This is a genomic window from Bradyrhizobium sp. Unk1, from assembly GCF_059512345.1.
Genome location: NZ_JCAMOP010000062.1, coordinates 1 through 20,530, shown reverse-complemented (window position 1 = coordinate 20,530; position 20,530 = coordinate 1). Strand labels below are relative to the sequence as shown.

Genomic DNA, 20,530 nt, shown 5'->3' with positions numbered 1-20,530 from the left:
CGCAAATGCATAAGAAAGAAGTAATTATCCCAATGGAGATGTCTTCTTCGCTGGGTATTCTCCACCTTGAACGTGGTGGCGACCCCCGATGTCAAAACGTACTGCTTGCGCGCGCGCCGGCCAGGACCGGGCGAACCTCTACAACGAAGCCGGCCGCGTCCCCTGGGTTCAGCCCTGGGGGACGGCCGCGGCGAAAGCGCCGCTGGCCATGCCAAAAAGCGCGTCGACCAACCGGCAATACAGTGGCCGCAGGGAGCAAGACTGATCGGAACGTACGATAGCCAGGTCGCATTTGGCCAGTCGCGCGTGCTGCTGGTCTGGACGCGGCTGATCATGCCGAATGGGCGTTCGATCGTTCTGGAACGCCAGCCAGGGGCGGACGCCGCAGGATACTCGGGCCTTGAGGACGAGGTCGACAATCACTGGAAAGAGCGCTCTTGGGCGCGGCCGCGCTTTCAACACTGCTCGCCGTAGGCACCGAGGTGAATTCCGGGACGGATACGGGTAGCACCAACAGCGACCTCATTGCAGCCCTCCGCCGCGGGGCGGGGGATTCGGCCAATCAGACGGGCCTGCAGCTGGTCCGCCGCAATCTGAACATCCAGCCGACGTTGACCATTCGTGCGGGATTTTCAGTGCGCGTGATCAATCGCGACCTGGTGCTCGAGCCATACAGAGGGTGAGGACAATGGCAAAGCTTAAGCTCGGAGCGATCGAGGACGACAAACCGATCAAAGTGACGCACGAATTGCCGGCAAGCGTCCATCGGGACCTCGTCGCTTACGCTGAAATCCTGGCGGAGGAAACGGGCCAGGCGATCCATGATCCGGCCAAGCAGGTTACACCCATGTTCGCGCGGTTCATGGCAGCGGACAGAAGCTTTCGGAAGGTTCGCTGGGCGCGTCAACGTCCGAGCGAAGGCAAGGGGTAACACATAGGAGATCAGCCACAGGAGAAGTCGAGCCGGGCTTCGGTCCGCGGCCTCGCGCAGTCCGATAGACCTGCCAGGAAGATTGGCTCAACCCCCAGTTTGAGCGCCACTAACCTCATGCTAAGCCGCTTCATGCTGGCGCGGCTGGCATGATGATCATCGAGTGAAGCCAACCGCGCTGGGAGTGTCCTCCAGCTCACGTCCATGCGCGCCGCTCGGAACCCTCGCTGGTGGCTGGCTAGCATTCAAAATGCGATGGTCATTGCGACGCAGTGGCGCGGTGCGTGCTGCGTACATCGCGCCTGTCTCGCTGAAGCATTCTGCTGGTCGGAGACCAGCACGATTTGCTAGCTCACTGCAGAATTTCGGCGCCTCGTACTGTTTTTCGCGCCAATTAGGCACTAATCTAGCTTTAGGATTTGGCTACAGAGGCTGAGCGATCGAAGTTGCATCCAATCAAAGCCCAGATCACAGGGCTTTTGTACGTGGTACGCGCAACCGCTCACCTGGGACAAAGCTCTTTGTAATAGGTGTTTCTCAAATGACCACAGTTCTGATCACGGGTGCGAACCGCGGCATCGGCCTTGCGCTCGCGCGGCAATACGCGACCGACGGGGCGGAGGTGATTGCCTGCTGCCGTGAACCCACAACGGCAGAGGTGTTGAACGCCCTGGCCGTGGCGCATAGCGGCCGCATTCGGATTATTCAGCTCGAAGTGGCCGACGAGGCCTCGATCGCATCCATGAAGCGGGCGATCGGCGATCGGCCGATTGACATTCTTATCAACAATGCGGGGATCAACGGCACCCCGAAGCCTCAGTCGGCCAACAGCATCGACGCCGAAAATTGGATGAAGACGATGCGCGTCAACGCTCTCGCCCCGATACTCATTGCCCAAGCCTTGCGGGATAATTTGAGGCGCGGTTCTGAAAAGAAGGCTGTGTCGATCAGCAGTGTTTATGGGTCCACTACCAAGGACTATGGTGCCGGCTACCCGAGCAGCCTCGACAGATATGCATACCGAGCTTCGAAGGCGGCGCTCAACAACGGCATGCGAGGGCTCGCTCGCGACTGGGCGGAGGACGGAGTACTGGTAGGTATTTTGGATCCAGGCTTCGTGCGGACCGACATGCCCGGTGAACTTGCCCGCAATTCCTCACAATCGATTTCCGCCGACGAGAGCGCGCTCGGTCTGAAGCAACGCATCGCCGAGCTCACACCAGCCACCAGCGGCACCTTCCAACGCTTCTGGGGAGAGGCAATCCCTTGGTAAACGCGGCGTAAAAACGACGGCACGTGTGTCGACGCTTGCTTGCCGCCAACATTTTGCTCGAATATGCCCCGCGCCCGGGAATTGCCATTAATTCCCGAGCGGCAGCTAGAGCTGTTGCGAGCGCGGATTGATCGAGCGCGACGGTAGAATTGTTATTCATCGTCCGCTCTGTCGCTAAGTTACTCCATCGGGAGAAGATCGTGCACCACGAGTGCGCCATCGCAGGTCCGTGCTGGAAAGACCGCATTCTTTCCATGGGGTTGCTGGTGAACATCCACGGCTTAGACGTCACCGCGGGATCGCGCATTGCGTGAGTGGGCATCGGCGCTTGCGTTTCCAAGTGCTTCGGCGTGAATGACCGCGGAGACGCCGGCGAAGGCGATGACGCGCCGGTGCGCCGCCGACCTTCCGCTGGCCGGCGCGTGGCAGGGTGATCACGAGCTACGGCGCCAAGACCAATTCTCTGTTACCGACTTCCAACTCGCCGCGTGCTTCGAACGCCGCGGCCGGCTCCATCGCATCCTCGCCTATGAACATCTCCGGCATCTCCCCAAGCGCAAGCGCTGCTATCCGCGGGATGCGCTGGCTCCACGAGAGCGCAAGATCCTCGCGAAGAAATCCTTTGCCGCAGCCTGTGGCTCTCCACTGGCAGGAACGTCTATCGCGCGATCACGCGCGGCCTGTTCAACTTTATTCAGCGCGAGGGCGGCGGCCGCTGGGCCAATGTTTCGCGAGATCAAGAGCTGTGGCTGGCAGAGCGTCTGCATTCAGCCGCACATTCCGAGCCAGAATGTTCTTAATGCTGGCGGAGCGCTCGGTCTAAACTGGTCACAAGGGGCGTGGAACGACAGTTTGCAAGGCTGCAGTCAATCGAGCTGGATTTCTGCGCGATACCGAAAAATTAGCTGGATTTATGCGTGATTTGGCCTCGTGTTTCACAGGCTTGCGCTGCTCTTAGGATTAGAACAGATCATCCAAGCAGGGAGATTTGCAAATGAAGGTCGGTGTTCCGAAGGAAATCAAGACGCACGAATATCGCGTGGGTCTTACACCTGGAGCCGTCCGGGAATACGTGGCTGCAGGCCACAGCGTGGTAGTCGAAACCGATGCGGGTGCCGGTATTGGGGCAACGGACGACAATTATCGCAAAGCCGGCGCCACGGTTGTGGACTCCGCTCGTGACGTGTTCGCATCCAGCGAAATGATCGTGAAGGTCAAGGAACCCCAGCCTTCCGAGTGGGTGCAGCTGCGAGAAAACCAGATCCTCTTCACCTATCTACACCTGGCCCCGGACCCGGACCAGGCAAAGGGGCTCCTGAAGTCTGGATGCACGGCAATCGCCTACGAGACCGTGACTGATGCGCATGGTGGCCTTCCGCTGCTTGCCCCCATGAGCGAGGTGGCGGGCAGGCTCGCAATCGAGGCTGCTGGTACTGCCCTCAAGAGGTATACAGGAGGGCGCGGGTTGCTGATCGGTGGCGTGCCTGGTGTTCAGCCTGCCCGTATCGTGGTGATCGGAGGCGGCGTTGTTGGCACGCATGCGGCGCGGATGGCGGCCGGGTTAGGCGCCGAGGTCACCATCATTGACCGCTCTCTACCTCGTCTTCGCGATCTCGACGAACTCTTCGGAGGGCGCGTTCGTACAAGGTTCTCGACCATCGATGCTGTCGAGGAGGAGGTGTTTGCGGCCGACGTTGTCATTGGTGCCGTGCTGGTGCCCGGAGCGAGCGCGCCGAAACTTGTTAGCCGCGGGATGTTGCGCTCGATGCGCAAAGGCTCGGTGATCGTTGACGTGGCGATTGACCAAGGAGGCTGCTTTGAGACCTCGCGGGCGACCACGCACGCTGATCCAACCTACGAGGTGGACGGCGTCATCCACTACTGCGTGGCCAACATGCCTGGAGCTGTCCCGCTGACCTCGAGCCAGGCGTTGAATAATGCCACGCTGCCATTTGGCTTGGCGCTCGCAAATAAGGGATTCTCGGCCGTGCTCGAAAATCCGCATCTGCGCGCAGGCCTCAATGTCTATCGGGGCCGGCTAACCTACAAGGCGGTGGCGGAGAGCCTCGGCTTGCCGTTCTCGCCAATCGAACAGGCTGCAGCCTAACCGAAGGGGTCCCTTCGGGGCGTTTCCTCCCCGACTTTGGGCCACTCCTTTGGAGTGGCCCCTTTTTTGACCGCTGAGAATTCCTATTCCGGAGAACACCTGGATGTCAGACCTGCCGCTCTTAGGCATCAAGATCCTCGACCTCACGCGCGTGCTTGCCGGGCCCTTGTCGGCCCAGATGCTGGGCGATCTCGGTGCTGAGGTGATCAAGATCGAGCGGCCCGGCACCGGCGACGATGCGCGCGCCTTCGGCCCGCCTTACCTCAGCGATCCCGAGGGCAAGGAGAACAACAACAACTCCTTCTACCTCTGCGCCAACCGCAACAAAAAATCCGTCACGATCAACATCGCCAAGCCGGAAGGGCAAGAGATCATCCGCGAGCTTGCGAAGGGTGTCGACATCTTCATGGAGAACTACAAGGTCGGCGATCTCAAGCGTTACGGGCTCGACTACAGGTCCATCCGGAAGATCAATCCCGGCATCATCTACTGCTCGGTGACCGGCTTCGGCCAGACGGGACCCTACGCGCCGCGCGCAGGCTATGATGCGATCTTCCAGGCGATGGGCGGCCTGATGAGCGTCACGGGCCACATGGACGGCGAGCGGGGGGAGGGTCCGATGAAGGTCGGTCCCTCCATCGTCGACTACATGACCGGCATGAACTCGTCGATCGCGATCCTGTCCGCGCTCTATCATCGCAAGGTCAATGGAGGGGCAGGCCAGCATGTCGACGTCTGCCTGCTCGATACGGTGATCGCCTCGCTCAGCCATTACCTCCAGATCTATCTCGTCAACGGCAAGAAGCCGCCGCGCCGCGGTACCTGGGGCAATGGCGGCATGCCGGCCGGCATGTTCCGCTGTGCCGACGGCCAATTGATGCTCGTCGTCGGCAATGACGGCCAGTTCGCGCGCTCCTGCGCCGTGCTGGGCGCGCCGGAGCTCGCGATCAACCCGAAATTCGTGAAGAACAACGACCGGGTCGTCAACGGCAAGGAGATCATGGCAATCTTCGCCGGCCTGTTCCTGAAGAACACGGTCAAGCACTGGCTGACGAAGCTCGAAGAGGCCGGCATTCCCTGCGGTCCGGTCAACGATTTCGCCCAGGTGTTTGCCGATCCGCACGTCCAGGAGCGCGGCATGCGCGTAAAGACAAAACACAAGTTTGAGCCAGACCTGTCGCTGATCCGCAACGCGCTGACCTTCTCGGAGACGCCCGTCACGGAGTATCGCGCGCCACCGCTGCTAGGCGAACACACCCGGGAGATCCTCTTCGGAGCGCTCGGTTATGACGATGCAAAGATCACGATACTGAAGCAAGCGGGCGTGATCTGAAAGGTATCATGGCGGTTTCTTTGCTTGCCAGCGAGTCAACTTGCGGACCCACCAGGCGCGCCCAAGGGAGGACCGGAAGAAAGGACTCGCTCGAGAAGGTGCTGTCTTCAGGATTAACAGCGTGGGCCCGGCAGTGCCGATCCGCCCGGCGGAGACGAGGGCGACGGTGGCTAGCGGCGCTACCGGTCCTCGATGAGCAATGTCGCGGTCCTCTCACGAGGCGCTGAATTTCGCCGCGCGAGATTGGAAGATAGGACAGCAAGAAGAAGGAGCGATACGGTGGCAGACGGCGTCAAGAAGGACGAAGAGTTTTCAGGCACTCGGCCGGTGGAGGAGCGACACCGCGTCGACGAGGTCAACCTCGCCCGCTGGATGGCGGAGCACATCGAGAATTATGCGGGCCCGTTGACCGTGCTGCAGTTCAAGGGCGGCCAGTCTAATCCTACCTATCGCCTTGATACGCCCACGCGCTCCTACGTGATGCGGCGCAAGCCATTCGGCGAGCTGCTGCCCTCGGCGCACGCAGTGGATCGCGAGTTCCGCATCATCTCCGCACTCCGCGAGCAGGGCTTTCCCACCGCGCACGCTTATGCACTCTGCACCGACGAAAATATTATCGGCGCCGCCTTCTATGTCATGTCGATGGAAGAGGGGCGAGTATTCTGGGATCCTAAGCTGCCGAGCCAGCCAGCCGAGGTGCGGCCGAAGATCTTCCGCAGCAAGATCCAAAGCCTTGCGAAACTGCACCTGTACGATCCCGAAAAACTCGGGCTCGGCGACTTCGGAAGGCCGGGTAATTACTTTGCGCGCCAGGTCAACCGCTGGACCAAGCAATACCACGCATCCGAGACGCAACATATCCCGGAGGTCGAAAAGCTGATCGAGTGGCTGCCGAGGACTTTACCTGAGCAAAACCGAGTTTCGATCGTCCATGGCGACTATCGCTTGGACAACATAATCTTTCACCCGGTCGAGCCGCGGGTGTGCGCTGTTCTTGACTGGGAATTGTCGACGATTGGCGACCCGATGGCCGATTTCACCTACTTGCTGATGCAATGGATCAGGCCAGGGCTGCAGGGTGCGGATTTGACCGCGCTTAACATTCCAACCATGGAAGAAGCCGCGGATATGTATTGCGATTACACCGGCATGGCGCTGCCTGATCTTAATTGGTACTTTTCGTACAACCTGTTCCGTCTCGTGGGCATCACGCAAGGTATCGCCGCCCGCATCCGCAACGGAACAGCGGCCAACGCCAAGGCGATTGAGACCGCCAAGTGCACTGTGCCGCTTGCGAAAGCCGCGTGGATCTACGCGCAGAAGGCCGGGGCGGTATAGCGGGCTCGAAAGTCAACTCGCGATCATGCAAGAACCCAGGGGCAAATCGGCCAAAGCATCGCTGCGCGGCGGCGACGCTTAGCCGAGGGCGTGCGCCGCAATGACTGGTCGTGGTGGACGATCCGCGCCGCGACTTTGCAAAATGTTTCCAATCCCTTCGTTAAAGGGCCTTCGATCCTGTTAGTTTGCAGAATTCCTGCAGTCTGAACCGTTTAATCGCGGTCTTCGTGCATCAATTTCGGATTACATTTCGATAACAGATGGACAACATTAGGGAGAAGCGGCTATGGCACGCGCAAACCAAGCCTCATCGACTGCCCAAGTAAATTGTGATCGGTTGGACTGCGTGCAAGGTCAAATCGCTTTTGCTCGACGCACGCCCGATGAAAAGGCTCCCGCGGTTGTTGTGCCAAACTACGAGGCCTATCCAATGGTCACTCACGAGGTGATCATTCGCAACGCGCGACCGATCGTGGGAGAACTGTCGCTCGACAGGGAAGGCTTCGCCTTGGTTGAGCACAAGACGTCTTGTGCAGACGTGCGTGCCCCAGAGATCATGGCCGAGAAGTATCTCGACGAAATGGTGCCGTTCATCAAGAGCTACTTCAATGCGTCGTGGGTCATTCCGCGTCGAAAGGGCATTCGTGTTCGCTCCTCGTCCGGAGTCGCCATCCCCAAGGCTGGCTGGAACTCAGTTTCTGGAGTAAGGGAACCTGCTGGCATCGCCCATATCGACTACGCCCCCGTCGCATGCCCAATGCTCGCTGCGGCCGAGAATCAAGTGCAGGGCATTCCGATTCGAGCGTATTCTCGATTGATGCTGATTCAAGCGTGGCGCGCTCTTTCGCCGCCGCCGCAGGACATCCCTTTAGCGTTGTGCGACTGCTCCAGTGTTCAGGATTCAGATGTTGCCGTCGTGGACTATAATACGGACACGACCCGAAACGAGCCTGGCAGCTCGACCAAGGGCTCCGTGCTTCGCTTCAATCCGGCTCAGCGTTGGTACTATTTCCCGGAAATGACTCCGAACGAGCTCATTCTGTTCAAGGGCTACGATTCCGAGGAGCACTACAAGCCGCAGGCGCCTCACTCGGCATTTGACGATCGCGCCGCACACCCCAATGCAAAACCGCGTGAGAGCGTCGAGGCGCGCTTTTTCGTGTATTTCGAGTGAACGGCAAGATCGAGTCTACGCCGCGACGGATCTCCAAAAAGTAGTCCGGAGGGGAGGGCTTGCAGGTGCCAAGCGGTCAGTACGTCTGGCACCTGCAGTTCGTATGGAGAAATCGCTGCTGGTAAACGGCCTCTGGACATCATGTCCAGTGCGCACGCTGGACGGACTGTGAACGACTCCTGGATGATCGTTCCAGCGCATTGAACTGTGCGCGGGCGGACCGACTAAACCTTGCTCCGGCTCTTTGCGCCGGTAGCGGGGAGGCGCCAGCGGCCTTTTCCGAACAGGCGCAAGTACGCGCGAGCCGCGAAGGCGCTGCTAAACCTAATTGCGGCTGCTTCAACCGGCGCTCCACGCCGCAGGCAGATGTAACAAATACAAGGCGGGCAGATCGTGCTCGCTGCAATCTTGCCCCCCGCACTGAGCCAACGTGGATCTGTGAGCAGGCCTCCGATTCTCGAGGCGCCAGCTTGCGGTGTGCTCACCGGAAACATCTAGGTCGAAAAGGCGCTTCATTTGCGGGTGTTGTTGCATGTTTTCTGCAATCTCAGGCAGATTTTCGCGGTCTTTAAGCACTGATGTTGCGTTATTCTTTGGGAATAACCTAGCGCTAGGGAGAAACCAGACATGGGCCAGCCGAAACGAGCCTCATCGACAGTACGGGTAAATCGCGACCAGTTGGAGTCCGTGCAAGGTCAAATTGCCTTTGCTCGGCGCGCGCCCGATGAAAAGGCACCCGCAGTCGTTGTGCCGAATTATGAACACGTCTCCATCGTGAGCTACGACGTTACAATTCGCAACGCGCGCCCTCTTGTCGACGAACTGTCTCTCGACAGGGAAGGCTTCGCCCTGATCCAGCACAAGACCTTCTGTGCAGACGTGCGCGATCCGGAGATCATGCGCGAGAAGTATCTCGAAGAGATGGTTCCATTCATCAAGAGCCACTTCAATGCATCATGGGTCGTGCCCAAGCGAAACGGCGTTTACGTTCGTCGTGCCGCCGGGACGGCAATCCCCAAAGCAGGCTGGACTGCCGTTAATGGAGTAAGAGAGCCGGCTGGATTGGCTCATATTGATCTCGCGCCGATTGCCGGTCCGGCGGCTGCCGCGGCTGAAGACCAATTGCAGGGCCATCCGATCCGTGCCTACTCTCGATTGATGGTTATACAAGCTTGGCGGGCTCTCTCGCCGCCTCCGCAGGATTTCCCCTTGGCGTTCTGCGATGCGAGTACCGTTCGCGACAGCGATATGCTCGTGCATGACTACGTTTCAAATACCAAAAACGAACCGGGCAGCGCGTTCAAGAGCTGTGCCCTTCGCTTCAGCGCGGATCAGCGTTGGTACTACTTCCCGGAAATGACTGCGGACGACCTCGTTCTGTTCAAGGGCTATGATTCCGAGGAGCACTATAAGCCGCAAGCGCCGCACTCCGCATTTGACGATCGTCGTGCCCACCCCAGTGCGAAGCCCCGCGAGAGCGTGGAGGCTCGCTTTTTCGTGTACTATGACTGAGTTTGTAGAGCCGGGATCAACGCCGGCGTTGGACGAGCTCTGGACCAATTGTGGATATGGGCGAGCGCCGGCGCGCTCGCCCTCGTTACATCTCGTCCTATCAAATTCCTCAAACGCAAACACCGGAAGGCAGTCGAGGGGAGGGCCTCTCGCCTCGTGCGCTATCCTGTACGACTTCTAAGGCCTGTGGCCCCGATTGGGCCGGTTGAAGGCGACCCAAGGAGCACGATGTGCGCGATTACCGGAAGTTCTACATTGATGGACACTGGGTCGACCCGGTAACGCCCAGGAGGCTGCCCGTCATCAACCCGGCGAACGAGCGGGTCGCCGGCCACATCTCGGCCGGGGGCCAGACCGACGTGGACAAGGCGGTGGGTGCTGCGCGCCGAGCATTCGAAACGTTTTGCAAGACCGGCCGCGATGAACGGCTCGATCTGTTGCAGCGCATTCTCTGCGAGTATCAAAAGCGGCTTGGCGATATCGCCGACGCGATCACGGAGGAGATGGGCGCGCCAACTTCGCTCGCGCAGCGGGCACAGGCCCCCATCGGCATGGCGCACCTCGAGGCAGGAATCGAGATCCTGAAGAACTTCAAGTTCGAAGAGGAGCGCGCCGGCACCCGCATCGTGAAAGAGCCCATCGGCGTGTGCGGGATGATCACTCCGTGGAACTGGCCTATCTTTCAGATTGCTTGCAAGGTGGTGCCGGCGCTCGCGACCGGTTGCACTATGGTGTTAAAGCCGTCCGAGGAGGCGCCCTTCAGCGCCTACATTTGGGCGCAGATTCTGGACGCAGCAGGTGTACCGGCCGGGGTATTTAACCTGGTCAACGGCACCGGCGCCGAAGTGGGGGCGGTGATTGCGAGCCATCCCGGAGTTGACATGGTGTCCTTTACCGGCTCGACCCGCGCCGGCATCGAGGTGGCAAAGGTAGCGGCGGCGACGGTCAAGCGCGTGACGCAGGAGCTAGGGGGCAAAAGTCCACACATCATCCTCGAAGACGCGACCTTCCCGACAGCGGTCGGCAGCTGCGTGAGGCGCGTGATGCAGAACTCCGGACAATCGTGCTCTGCCCCCACGCGCATGCTGGTGCCCTCGTCGCGCATCGACGAGGCCATCATGATCGCCAAGGAAACCGCCGAGTCGATAGTGGTCGGCGATCCCAAGGGCAACGCCACGATCGGCCCCGTGGTTAATGAGGCCCAATGGGAGAAGATCCAGCGGCTGATCAAGGCAGGGATCGACGAGGGAGCCGCCCTGGTCACCGGCGGTCTTGGACGTCCGTGCGGGCTCGATGCGGGCTATTACGTTAAGCCCACGGTGTTTGCGAACGTGCAGAACGACATGACCATCGCCCGCGAGGAGATTTTCGGGCCCGTGGTCTCGATTCTTGGCTATCACTCGGTCGACGAGGCGGTGAGGATCGCCAATGATACCGAATACGGATTGGCGGCGTACCTCTCGGGGACCGACATGGGCACCTTGGGTGATGTCGCCTCGAGGCTCCGCGCGGGCCAGGTGCTGATCAATGGGGCCGACGACTTAGCGGCTCCGTTCGGCGGCTATAAGATGAGCGGCAATGGACGAGAGTCGGGCGAGTACGGCTTTCACGAGTACCTTGAGACCAAGGCTGTCATTGGCTTCACGCCCAAGCAGGCCGCCGAGTAGCCTCGGCGAATCTGCCTGCAGTATCGGGCCTCCTCGCCTGTAACCAGGCAATGGTCAGCGCTCGCAGTCCCCACAAGTCCAGCGAACAAGCAACGGATGTGACTGGCCAATGCGCTAGCCGTGTCGGCGGTTCGGCGAACGAACCACGTTGCGCCGGATTGCAGAATTTCTGCAAGCTGCGACCGCCTTTTGCCGCCTTTAATCGTGAAGTATCATCTATGTTTGTGGCTCGATAGGGCAATCATCTTTAGGAGGCAGACAGCCATGGGCTATGCCAAGCGAGCCTCATCGACAGCACAAGTAAACCGAGATCAGTTGAAGTGCGTGCAAGGCCAAATAGCCTTTGCTCGGCGTACGCCCGACGAACAGGCTCCGGCGGTTATTGTGCCGAACTATGAACACGTTCCCATCGTGAGTTACGACGTCACTATTCGCGACGCCCGTCCGGTTGCGGACGAACTGTCTCTCGACCGCGAAGGCTTCGTTTTGATCCAGCAGAAGACTTCCTGTGCGAACGTGCGCGATCCAGAGATCATGCGCGAGAAGTATCTGGAAGAGATGGTTCCTTTCATAAAGAGCCACTTCAACGCCTCGCGGGTCATCGCCCGCCCAACTGGCCTGCATGTGCGTCGTGCCGCCGGGACGGCAATTCCCAAGAGCGGCTGGAAATCCGTAGCTGGAATAAGAGAGCCGGCGGGGTTGGCTCACATCGATGTCGCACCGATTTCCGGTCCTATGAGAGCCGCCGCCGAGAACCAGGCACAGGGCCTTCCGATTCGAGCGTATTCCCGATTAATGCTCATTCAAATCTGGCGTGCTCTCTCGCCGCCTCCGCAGGATTTCCCGTTAGCGTTCTGCGACGCGAGCACCATTGTTGATCAGGATATCTCGGTGGTGGACTACGGCGTTAACAAGAGTTGCGTCGTTCGCTTCAATTCGAATCAGCGTTGGTACTACTTCCCGGAAATGACTGCAGACGATCTGGTTCTATTCAAGGGATATGATTCCGCTGCACATCACGGTCCGATGTCAGCTCACGCGGCATTCGACAATCGACGCGCATATCCGAACGCAAGCCCTCGCGAGAGCGTGGAGGCTCGCTTCTACGTGTACTTCTACTGAGCTCCGAGGCCGATTCTAGGCATATACTATTCAAGCTATGACTACGAAAGTGGATCGGCCGTCTGGGCGGCCTGTATGGATCCTGGGACAACCGTCATGCATCTGGCGACAGCACCGGACGGGCGCTTCTTGCGTGGAAGCTTCGCCTTCCACCCTTCAACGCAGAATTTCGGACATACAACGACCTAGATTAGGGAAAATCGTCCCAAACTCAGGGTACATTTCAACGCATGACGCAAATCACAGCATCCCTCGGAATCCTACACCTCGAACGCGGACTGGCGCCGGGAGCTGCGCCGACGCCGCCGTCGCCAGGCTCGTTGCTGAATCCAGCAACCTTCAATTTCCCCGTCATCACGGAAACAGTCCCGGGAGCCTGGGTCGAAAACGTCGTCCGCGGCGACCCGACTCTTGAACCTGCCTACGTGGCAGCCGCCCGGCGCTTGGTGGAACGAGGCGCCATTGCGATAAGTTCGACCTGCGGATTCTCGATACGATATCAGGCAGCTGTTGCCACCTCAGTAAATGTCCCGGTGGCGATGTCGAGCCTGCTTCTGCTGCCAGTGTTGCTCCGCCAACTTCCGCGGCAGACGAAAATTGCCGTTCTGACCTACGACTCGACACACTTGGGCGAAGAACTACTTGGAGTCGATAATCCGGCAGACCGCGCGAGGATCGTCATCGGTGGCATTGAAGGCGGCAAGTACTGGCATGACGAACTGAAACGCCCGCCTCCGCCGACCGATATAGCCGCCATAGAGACCGATGTTATCGCCTGTATCTCGCGACTTCGGGCGGTGCACCCGGAGATCGGGACGATCTTGTTCGAATGCGCGGGTTTTCCGGTGGCTGCGCCGACGATCCGTCGTGTTGCGAAGCTGCCCGTCTACGACATCACAACACTTAGCCGGATGATGCTTGCGTCCGTCGCGTGAAAACGTTGTAGCGATGGCAAAAGACTGGCGGCTAACAATTGTCTCGCTCCAATTTCGAACCCAAGCTATCCCGCAAATGCCCGTCATCGCCATCTCTTAAAACGCGGCGTTCGGGAAAAGCGGGCGTCGGGGCCACGTCCGCGCCCAAAGGGTGAACTCCTGCGTCCCAGTTCGCGAGGGCGCAGTTTCTCATTAGTAGGCACGCGGTCTGCTCACTCACGATGTATAGCGCCGTTCAGAATTTTGTCGATCGACTGACAGAAAGCACAGACAGGGATTGCCTTCGACGGAGCATGGCGGATGTCGCGACGGCACTTGACCTATCTTGCTTTGCATATCTTAGCCTCCCTCGTAAACGCGAACATTCTCCAAAGCTAATCTCGACCTATCCGCCAACTTGGACGGCACATTACCTGAGGCGCCACTACGAACGCTTCGATCCCGTGGTCAGCCAGGTCATTCGCGATACTCGACCCTTTCGGTGGGGTCTTGGGTTCGGACAGCGAGCTCGGTCCGAATTGGAGCGCGAACTCTTTGAAGAAGCCGCCAGATTCGGCATTCGGCATCGATTCACGATTCCAATTCACGACAGTAAAGGCACGATCGCTGCGGTAAGCTTCGCCACGGACGTGCGGCGAATTGACTTTGAGCGCTCGATAAATGAGCACGCTCATGTCCTGCAGCTGATGGCGATGTTTTTCCATGCGCATGCTCGGCGCATGTTGCCCTCCGAGCGCAAGGTCGATGGCGTATTGTTGTCGCCCCGGGAGTTCGAATGTCTCGAATGGTATTCCATGGGTAAGTCCGCTTGGGAGATCGGCCGTATTCTCGGCATATCTCCAAGAACGGTTGGCTTTCATCGGGACAATGCCCGAGCGAAGCTCGGCGTTCGTACGATTGGCCAAGCAATCGTACGGCTGGCCAAATCGAAACCTCGAGAATAATTGTCCAAACATTCATGATCACCCTGTGCATCTGCACAGGATGCGCTTGCATGGGCTTCTCTGCTTTGTTTGCCGAAACAAAGGACGGAGGATAGCAATGATGCTGCTCATTACGCCAAGCTACTACGGCGAGTTCATCAATGAACTCGCCGAAATGCACCGGCTGCGCCATCGCGTTTTCAAACAGCGCCTTGGTTGGGATGTCCAGGCTAGCGGCGACATGGAAGTCGACGAATTTGACATCCTTCGGCCAGTCCACCTACTGCATCGCTCAACAGATGGACGCATTCTGGGGTGCGTTCGGCTTCTCCCGTCGAACGGACCAACCATGATTAGGGATACCTTCCCCATTCTTCTGGACGGACAGGGAGTGCCGCGAAGCGCCCAGGTCTGGGAGAGCTGCCGTTTTGCTCTCGATGTTCCTCCGGATGCACCAAAAGCGGGCGGCGGACTTGCCAGTGCGACATACGAGCTATTTGCAGGCATGGTCGAGTTCGGCCTTTCCATTCACCTGACCGAAATTGTCACCGTCACTGACGCTCGCATGGAGCGCATTCTTCGCCGCGCCGGGTGGCCGCTCCGCCCGATCGGAAAGCCTCGACCTCTCGGCAACACTCTTGCCTTGGCGGGCTACTTGGAGGTGTCAACTGGTGCCTTGGAGCGCATCCGGAGGTCGGGGCAGATCCCTGGTCCGGTGCTCTGGGCGCCCGTCATCCGAACGGCTGCCTAGGCATGGCCACATCTCAACAAGCCACCACCCAACGATCCCTGCTGCTCTTCGGTTAAGCCTCAAAATGACCAACCCTCGAAGATCAAGTCCTTTTGTTCACGGCAGCAAGCCAATCGAGCTAAAGCACCTGCGATCAGCCGTGGCTGCGGCCGATTGTGGCAGTCTCCGCCAAGCTGCTGAGCTGCTCAGATCACAACAGTCTACCCTCAGCCGATTGGTTAGCGAGATTGAGCACCACCTGGGCATCACGATGTTCGAGCGCTCAAGCGGAGGTGTAACTCCGACGGCGGCTGGTCGCAGCATTATTCGCCTGGCAGAAACGATCTTGGAAGAATTTGACGCGCTTATAGCAACGGCAAAGTCCCTTCAAAGCGGCGAAGCCGGTCGGCTCGCCATCGGGTTCTGCACCTCACTTACCGCAGGTAACTTGAAAGCGTCCCTGCTCGACTTCAAGCAGCGATTCCCACGGATCGAAGTGGTGACCGTCGAACGATCCCGGACGCGGCTTGCAACGGCGCTTCGCAACGGCGTTCTTGACATTCTCATCGTCACGGGAAGCCTGCCGTTACCGGACTGCAAAACCAGGGCGCTGTGGAGCGAACGTGTCCTGGTGGCCTTGCCACAAGAACATCCCCTCACTGCGCGCCAGGCAATCTACTGGACTGACCTGCGCGGCGAGACGGTCCTGCTAAGCTATTACGATCCCGGGCGGGATCTCGAAGATCTATTGGTTTCGAAGCTCGTCCTGCCCGAAGATCGGCCCCGGATCGAACGCCACGACGTCAGCCGAGGCATCATCAAGAGCCTTATCAGCATGAAGGCCGGCATTAGCCTGGTGCTCGAGTCGGACACGGGCGCCAATTTTGCCGGCTTGACTTACAGAGACGTGCGCGATGGGACGGGCCCCAGCCGGCTCGACTTTTCGGCCTACTGGCGGGCGGATAATGAAAGCCCGACCCTAGGTGCCTTCTTGAAGCTGTTGTCGGAGCGCCACCCCTCGCCTTGCTTGAGAGGTTGACCCGCTCGGCGACCCTTCAAAAACCTCTCCGTTGCCGTAAACCGCGCCAAGCTGGGTTGGCTAGCAAGTAGCAAGAATCTTGGCCGGCTCCCGGATCGTTTAATCCGTAGGCTACGAGATCCCAGTGGGCGCTCGCCGGCGATTCTTGTGTCAGCTTGATCGGCCTGCCGGTCTTGATTGCTCCCAGTTCAAACTTTGCCATTCCCATCCCCTGGCCACGGATCGGCCATCATCGGGTTCAGCTCAACCATGCCAGCTCCCGGCTCAATGCAGTCGCAAATTTATGCACATCCGATCCACTATGATCTGCGCTGGGCAGGCGCGAGTTTGCGGTCATCGGAGCATTCATCGTCTCTGATTTACTTTAGTCTGCACTCTTGCGCGTGACTGAGGGCAGAGGGGCGCCTTCTCCGCATCTCCAGCGCGCCCGCACCCCGGCTTGTTGCGCGCGCGGTTGAAGCGCGAGAGCAGCGAAATCACTCGTTTGATATAGATCTCCCCGAGAGAGTTGAGTAGGCGAGGTGCCCGTGCCCTGCTAGACTAGCGAAGTAGCGCGACAGCGAATAATAGAATAATAGCGGACTCAGTTGACTCATGACTGGCGACATTGGTCCCGCGCAGACCGCGCCCGATCGGGCGCAGAAGGCTGATAGTATCGCCCGGTTTCGTCTTGGCCGTAGTCCGCAGCACTGCTGACTGCATTCTTTCGGAACGCAGCGCCATTTGCGGCCGAGTGTGTTCAGCAAATGGGCTATTGACGCCCCTCTCATGTTGAGCCGGCGCTCGCCACCTACCGCACTCGAAGGCGCGAATTCGTATTCGATTATACGCCGCAGCTACAACTTTGGGAGCCTTCGCACGATGTTGAAACGTTGCGCCCCTACAGAGCGGAGTAATGAGTTGAAGAGATAACCTGCACTTAAATCCGGATCCGACCTTTGGTACACAAAACAGCGAGCTTCGGGACTAAGAGCCGGCTTCGTTCGGATCATCACACGGAATAGGGACAAGCGACCGTCGTCGTACCAGTTCGGGGAGAAGAAGGCACCTTCTACTGTCGCGGAAGAACGTCGATCGCTTTTTCACCGCCTTGTTACAAGGTGCTATCGGCAGCGGCTATTTCAGCCGCTCACAGACAAGAGGCGTGCAGTAAGAGTTGACGGTTCTAGGGAACGTCTGAACGAGGCGGCACGTGAGCCGCATCGGCGCTGCGGATGGCAATTATTTTTCGAAGTGCCGAACGAGACTCTCGCCTTTGAGGGCATTTGTTCGTGGTCCTCCCGGAGTGTTCGCACGGATCACTGCCATCATCATCAACTGCCTTCGCGCCATGGACATGTTCGACAGGGCAAACGGTGTCGCGATAAGCGCCGTGCTCTTAGCAATGTCGCGGAAGCCCACCTTCGCCAGCCCGAAAGGACGCTTGATCACCCGGAACGGATGTTCGCCGTTGGCACACACACTGGCCTATTCACGCTTTCGCGCATGCATTTTGACTCGGCAGCTTGACGACGTCACTCGTACCTGGCGGCATTATCGAGCTCTCATTCCCGACGAACCACCGGTTGCCCTTCTTGGTCTGGTGGCTCTCCGGGTCGTCAATGGCGAGCACGGGAGTCAAACCAACAACGCTCTAGCTAGAGCTTTGCGAGCGTGACCCTGAGGCGGGCGCATGATCGCGCAAAAGCGTCGCAGGCTCCAACTCAGACGAAGAATTTCATCCTTGCGAGGCGCCACATTGCCGAAACTCGCCCGCGGTATCCTGCTTATTTTGACAGGATTTCACAGCTCGGCGGCTATCAAAAGTCGTCAAGGGAATGACGAGCGCTCGCATTCTACCTTAATCATCTTGGAGACCACATGAAAAAGCAAAGACCCATGCTTAGCGGGAAGATCGAGGAGATCATCTACGCGCGACTTGAGCGAGGTGAAGATCTTCTTCGGGCCCTCTGGGACATCTGCGAACAAAACGATGTCAAGACCGGCGTCCTTCTCGACGCGACCGGCTCGCTCGACAACGTTAGGATGATGCGGTTTCCGAACCCCCCGCGCGAGGCCGAGGGCGACTATATTGGGATCGACTTCGTTGATATCCCAGGACCACTAGAGGTGAGCGCCCATGGCATCATCGGTATGGGCTGGGTTCAGGACAATGTGTCTCCGAGAGTTACCGGTAACCCCAACGACACCGGTTTCGGCACCACTGGCTTCGTGGGACACAAGACTCCCTATCTCCATGTTCATATTACGGTATCGAATGCTTGGGAGACGGTCTGTGGGCACCTTTTGGAGGGGTCATACACTGGCACCGATAAGAACAATACGGTACATGCCGGCCTCTCGCACTTCACAGTCGCAATCGCAAAGGTTTCGGGGGCTGTCTTGAGGGCGACCAAGGACAAGACAGGCTACTATCACGAGCTCGTGCGGGCATAGGCGGAGCATGCCATAACGTCCTGAGGATGCTGGAAGGGACACGGCGTGGCCTCCCCCGCGGCGAATCGCCGATCGCGCGAGGAGGGGGCTTACGCCGTGACCAGCAGCCTTGTCGTCCGGCCTGATGAAGGACGAGCGCTACCTCCTGCAGGACGGCAAGATGCGCGAAGTTGGTTCGCAGGCTCGGCCCGATGCCCTGATGAATCGGCTGGGCGGGCGGCAGCATCTGGATTCCGCACGCGGGCACATCGCCGGCCTGTCGGACCTCGAATCCCAGAAGCTGTATCCGGAGATGGACTTCCCCTTCAAGCCCGCGTTCATCATCGCCGCCGCGAACGACAAGCAGCCTGTTCTGACAGGTCCGGGAAGGTCACGACGACTGCTGTTCGTCCTGCTTACGGTCACGTATCTGTGGCGGTAGGAAGACCAGAACCCCAACGCGCAAGCGATCGCCGACCGACGCGCGAGCCTCCACGACAAGTTCCTGAAGGACCTCGAAGCGGTCGGCAGCTGTCTCGATCAGGCCTAGACCGCGTAGTTCGCATTATTTAGTCGCTCGTGAACAGGGCTCTAAGCGATTGAGCGGGAGTCTATTTTTCAGATTTGAGACGGTTTGAGATTGCAGGGTTTGGGAGGTCGAGGCCGCCAAACCCTGCAAATTCGCTTGTGATTCCCTTTTGCGGCAGGCCATGATTCTGTGGGTGCATCGGAGGGGACGATGCGGCCGAAGAAGCACAAGACGGCGGGATTGAATGACCTGTTCCGGGCGCGGCTGGACCAGATCATCAACATGAAGCACGAGTTGGTTCTGCTCGCCGGCAAGGTTGATTGGGACTGGATCGACGGCGAGATCGCACCGCTCTACAGCGAGAACGGCCGGCCCGGGATCGAGACCCGCTTCATGATCGGGCTGTTGTTGCTCAAGCACATTTACGGGTTGTCCGATGAGGGAGTGTGCGAAACGCTGGGTCCACGACCCGTATTTCCAGTACTTCACCGGCGAAGAGTTCTTCCAGCACGCCTTCCCGCACGAGCGCTCGGACCTGAGCCATTGGCGCAAGCGGCTCGACGACAAGCTGGAGCTGCTGCTGGCCGAGAGCCTGCGGGTGACGCACGAGGCCGGCGCGTTGCGCAGCCAGGACCTCAAGCGGGTCACGGTCGACACCACGGTGCAGCCGAAGGCCACCACCTTTCCGACCGATGCCAAGCTGCTGCATGCGGCCATCAAGGGGCTCAACCGCCTGGCGAGAAGACACGGCGTCAGGCTGCGGCAATCCTATTGTCGCGTGGCCAAGGCCGCGGCGATGATGGCAGGGCGCTATGCCCATGCCAAACAGTTCAATCGGCATCAGCGGCAGTTGCGCATCCTGCGCTCCCGGCTCGGCCGGATCATCCGAGACATCCGCCGCAAGATCGAGAGTAAGCGACAAAGAGGCCCCATCTGGCGGAGTGGCGGAGAGATCGGCTATCGGCTGCTCAGTTGTGAGCCGATGTGAGCGTCTATGTCTGCGCCTAGTTCTGAAACTAGAACCTTCCATATGATCGAAGCGGTAGCCGAGCGTCTTGAGGGAGCGCCGCGGCAGCTTCGGCGACGCTGGTCGGAAGAGTTCAAGGCGCAAGTTGCGGCAGAGGCGCTGGAGCCCGGCGCGAGTGTATCGGGGATCGCCCGCCGGATCGGCATTCACCCGTCGCAGCTGTTCGCCTGGCGCCGTGACGCGCGGGCCGAGCGGCTTTATTGCTCGCAGCACTCGAGTGACGCGGGCGTGGTAGCGTCTATGACAGGCGCAGTGATCGAGATTGCCATTGGCGAGGTGGTCGTGCGCGCCGGCGTGGATGTCGACCAGGCGCATTTGCAGCGGGTGATCCGGGCGGTGCGTTCGGCATGATCCCCTCTGGTGTGAAGGTGTTCCTGGCCAGTCATCCGGTCGATTTTCGCAATTATGCGGAGCCCACGATTATGCGGAGTGTGCGGCCGTTCAATCCGAGACCCACTTCGTTATCAACAGTTTA

The 20,530-nt window shown here is 59.2% G+C and carries 16 protein-coding genes and 5 pseudogenes; 20 read left to right on the top strand and 1 reads right to left on the bottom strand.

Annotation, left to right across the window (positions count from 1 at the left end):
- Positions 1–88: 88 nt before the first annotated feature.
- The 16 genes and pseudogenes from AC5ZFO_RS43265 to AC5ZFO_RS43190 form a co-directional block, all read left to right on the top strand.
- Positions 89–247 (top strand): annotated as a pseudogene (locus AC5ZFO_RS43265) (ArdC-like ssDNA-binding domain-containing protein); the annotation flags it as partial.
- Positions 247–683 (top strand): annotated as a pseudogene (locus tag AC5ZFO_RS43260) (TraB/TrbI/VirB10 family type IV secretion system protein); the annotation flags it as partial. The pseudogenes AC5ZFO_RS43265 and AC5ZFO_RS43260, both read left to right, overlap by 1 nt.
- Positions 684–688: 5 nt before the next feature.
- On the top strand, positions 689–931 hold the full coding sequence (locus tag AC5ZFO_RS43255) for a DUF2274 domain-containing protein (RefSeq protein WP_496123740.1): 243 nt from the start codon (positions 689–691) through the stop codon (positions 929–931).
- Between the two features lie 541 nt (positions 932–1,472).
- The gene (locus tag AC5ZFO_RS43250; protein WP_496123739.1) at positions 1,473–2,204 is read left to right on the top strand and encodes an SDR family oxidoreductase; all 732 of its coding nucleotides are present in this window, start codon (positions 1,473–1,475) and stop codon (positions 2,202–2,204) included.
- Positions 2,205–2,576: 372 nt separating this feature from the next.
- Positions 2,577–2,920, top strand: a pseudogene (locus tag AC5ZFO_RS43245) (serine/threonine protein kinase); the annotation flags it as partial.
- Positions 2,921–3,198: 278 nt separating this feature from the next.
- On the top strand, positions 3,199–4,311 hold the full coding sequence (gene ald / locus AC5ZFO_RS43240; protein ID WP_496123738.1) for an alanine dehydrogenase: 1,113 nt from the start codon (positions 3,199–3,201) through the stop codon (positions 4,309–4,311).
- Positions 4,312–4,414: 103 nt separating this feature from the next.
- Positions 4,415–5,644, top strand: coding sequence for a CaiB/BaiF CoA transferase family protein (locus AC5ZFO_RS43235; protein WP_496123737.1), 1,230 nt, complete (start codon positions 4,415–4,417; stop codon positions 5,642–5,644).
- A 279-nt stretch (positions 5,645–5,923) separates the two neighbouring features.
- Positions 5,924–6,982: a phosphotransferase family protein gene (locus AC5ZFO_RS43230; protein ID WP_496123736.1), complete on the top strand. Its 1,059-nt coding sequence runs from the start codon at positions 5,924–5,926 to the stop codon at positions 6,980–6,982.
- Positions 6,983–7,268: 286 nt separating this feature from the next.
- A complete protein-coding gene (locus AC5ZFO_RS43225) occupies positions 7,269–8,156 on the top strand; it encodes a CmcJ/NvfI family oxidoreductase (RefSeq protein ID WP_496123735.1) in 888 nt (295 codons plus the stop codon).
- Between the two features lie 627 nt (positions 8,157–8,783).
- Positions 8,784–9,668, top strand: coding sequence for a CmcJ/NvfI family oxidoreductase (locus AC5ZFO_RS43220; RefSeq protein WP_496123734.1), 885 nt, complete (start codon positions 8,784–8,786; stop codon positions 9,666–9,668).
- 230 nt (positions 9,669–9,898) lie between these two features.
- Complete coding sequence (locus AC5ZFO_RS43215; RefSeq protein ID WP_496123733.1) at positions 9,899–11,335, top strand: aldehyde dehydrogenase family protein; 1,437 nt, start codon at positions 9,899–9,901, stop codon at positions 11,333–11,335.
- A gap of 264 nt (positions 11,336–11,599) precedes the next feature.
- Complete coding sequence (locus AC5ZFO_RS43210) at positions 11,600–12,457, top strand: CmcJ/NvfI family oxidoreductase (RefSeq protein WP_496123732.1); 858 nt, start codon at positions 11,600–11,602, stop codon at positions 12,455–12,457.
- 230 nt (positions 12,458–12,687) lie between these two features.
- Positions 12,688–13,392, top strand: a complete 705-nt coding sequence (locus tag AC5ZFO_RS43205; RefSeq protein WP_496123731.1) for an aspartate/glutamate racemase family protein — start codon at positions 12,688–12,690, stop codon at positions 13,390–13,392.
- Between the two features lie 221 nt (positions 13,393–13,613).
- Entirely contained in the window at positions 13,614–14,336 is a 723-nt protein-coding gene (locus AC5ZFO_RS43200) for a helix-turn-helix transcriptional regulator (protein WP_496123730.1), read from the top strand.
- A 97-nt stretch (positions 14,337–14,433) separates the two neighbouring features.
- Positions 14,434–15,066, top strand: a complete 633-nt coding sequence (locus AC5ZFO_RS43195; RefSeq protein ID WP_496123729.1) for an acyl-homoserine-lactone synthase — start codon at positions 14,434–14,436, stop codon at positions 15,064–15,066.
- Positions 15,067–15,130: 64 nt separating this feature from the next.
- Positions 15,131–16,084 (top strand): LysR family transcriptional regulator, encoded by a 954-nt coding sequence (locus AC5ZFO_RS43190; RefSeq protein WP_496123728.1) that lies wholly within the window; start codon positions 15,131–15,133, stop codon positions 16,082–16,084.
- 1,302 nt (positions 16,085–17,386) lie between these two features.
- On the opposite strand, the pseudogene AC5ZFO_RS43185 reads toward AC5ZFO_RS43190, so the two are convergent.
- Positions 17,387–17,551: pseudogene (locus AC5ZFO_RS43185) on the bottom strand (IS5/IS1182 family transposase); the annotation flags it as partial.
- A gap of 393 nt (positions 17,552–17,944) precedes the next feature.
- Between AC5ZFO_RS43185 and AC5ZFO_RS43180 the strand changes: the two are divergent.
- The 4 genes and pseudogenes from AC5ZFO_RS43180 to AC5ZFO_RS43165 all read left to right on the top strand — a co-directional run bounded on the left by AC5ZFO_RS43180 (position 17,945) and on the right by AC5ZFO_RS43165 (position 20,406).
- Positions 17,945–18,520 carry a PCC domain-containing protein gene (locus AC5ZFO_RS43180; RefSeq protein ID WP_496123727.1) on the top strand — a complete coding sequence of 192 codons (576 nt, stop codon included), beginning with the start codon at positions 17,945–17,947 and terminating at the stop codon, positions 18,518–18,520.
- A 109-nt stretch (positions 18,521–18,629) separates the two neighbouring features.
- On the top strand, positions 18,630–18,941 hold the full coding sequence (locus tag AC5ZFO_RS43175) for a hypothetical protein (protein ID WP_496123726.1): 312 nt from the start codon (positions 18,630–18,632) through the stop codon (positions 18,939–18,941).
- A gap of 297 nt (positions 18,942–19,238) precedes the next feature.
- A pseudogene (locus AC5ZFO_RS43170) lies at positions 19,239–19,944 on the top strand (IS5 family transposase); the annotation flags it as partial.
- A 114-nt stretch (positions 19,945–20,058) separates the two neighbouring features.
- Complete coding sequence (locus AC5ZFO_RS43165) at positions 20,059–20,406, top strand: transposase (RefSeq protein WP_496123725.1); 348 nt, start codon at positions 20,059–20,061, stop codon at positions 20,404–20,406.
- The last annotated feature ends 124 nt before the right edge of the window (positions 20,407–20,530 follow it).

Excerpts from the sequence above, each read along its gene's own strand:
- AC5ZFO_RS43195 (WP_496123729.1), top strand. The coding sequence starts at position 14,434 with ATGATGCTGCTCATTACGCCAAGCTACTACGGCGAGTTCATCAATGAA.
- AC5ZFO_RS43235 (WP_496123737.1), top strand. The coding sequence starts at position 4,415 with ATGTCAGACCTGCCGCTCTTAGGCATCAAGATCCTCGACCTCACGCGC.
- AC5ZFO_RS43205 (WP_496123731.1), top strand. The coding sequence starts at position 12,688 with ATGACGCAAATCACAGCATCCCTCGGAATCCTACACCTCGAACGCGGA.
- AC5ZFO_RS43165 (WP_496123725.1), top strand. The coding sequence starts at position 20,059 with ATGATCGAAGCGGTAGCCGAGCGTCTTGAGGGAGCGCCGCGGCAGCTT.
- ald (WP_496123738.1), top strand. The coding sequence starts at position 3,199 with ATGAAGGTCGGTGTTCCGAAGGAAATCAAGACGCACGAATATCGCGTG.
- AC5ZFO_RS43190 (WP_496123728.1), top strand. The coding sequence starts at position 15,131 with ATGACCAACCCTCGAAGATCAAGTCCTTTTGTTCACGGCAGCAAGCCA.
- AC5ZFO_RS43220 (WP_496123734.1), top strand. The coding sequence starts at position 8,784 with ATGGGCCAGCCGAAACGAGCCTCATCGACAGTACGGGTAAATCGCGAC.
- AC5ZFO_RS43180 (WP_496123727.1), top strand. The coding sequence starts at position 17,945 with ATGAAAAAGCAAAGACCCATGCTTAGCGGGAAGATCGAGGAGATCATC.
- AC5ZFO_RS43210 (WP_496123732.1), top strand. The coding sequence starts at position 11,600 with ATGGGCTATGCCAAGCGAGCCTCATCGACAGCACAAGTAAACCGAGAT.
- AC5ZFO_RS43250 (WP_496123739.1), top strand. The coding sequence starts at position 1,473 with ATGACCACAGTTCTGATCACGGGTGCGAACCGCGGCATCGGCCTTGCG.
- AC5ZFO_RS43200 (WP_496123730.1), top strand. The coding sequence starts at position 13,614 with ATGTATAGCGCCGTTCAGAATTTTGTCGATCGACTGACAGAAAGCACA.
- AC5ZFO_RS43225 (WP_496123735.1), top strand. The coding sequence starts at position 7,269 with ATGGCACGCGCAAACCAAGCCTCATCGACTGCCCAAGTAAATTGTGAT.
- AC5ZFO_RS43255 (WP_496123740.1), top strand. The coding sequence starts at position 689 with ATGGCAAAGCTTAAGCTCGGAGCGATCGAGGACGACAAACCGATCAAA.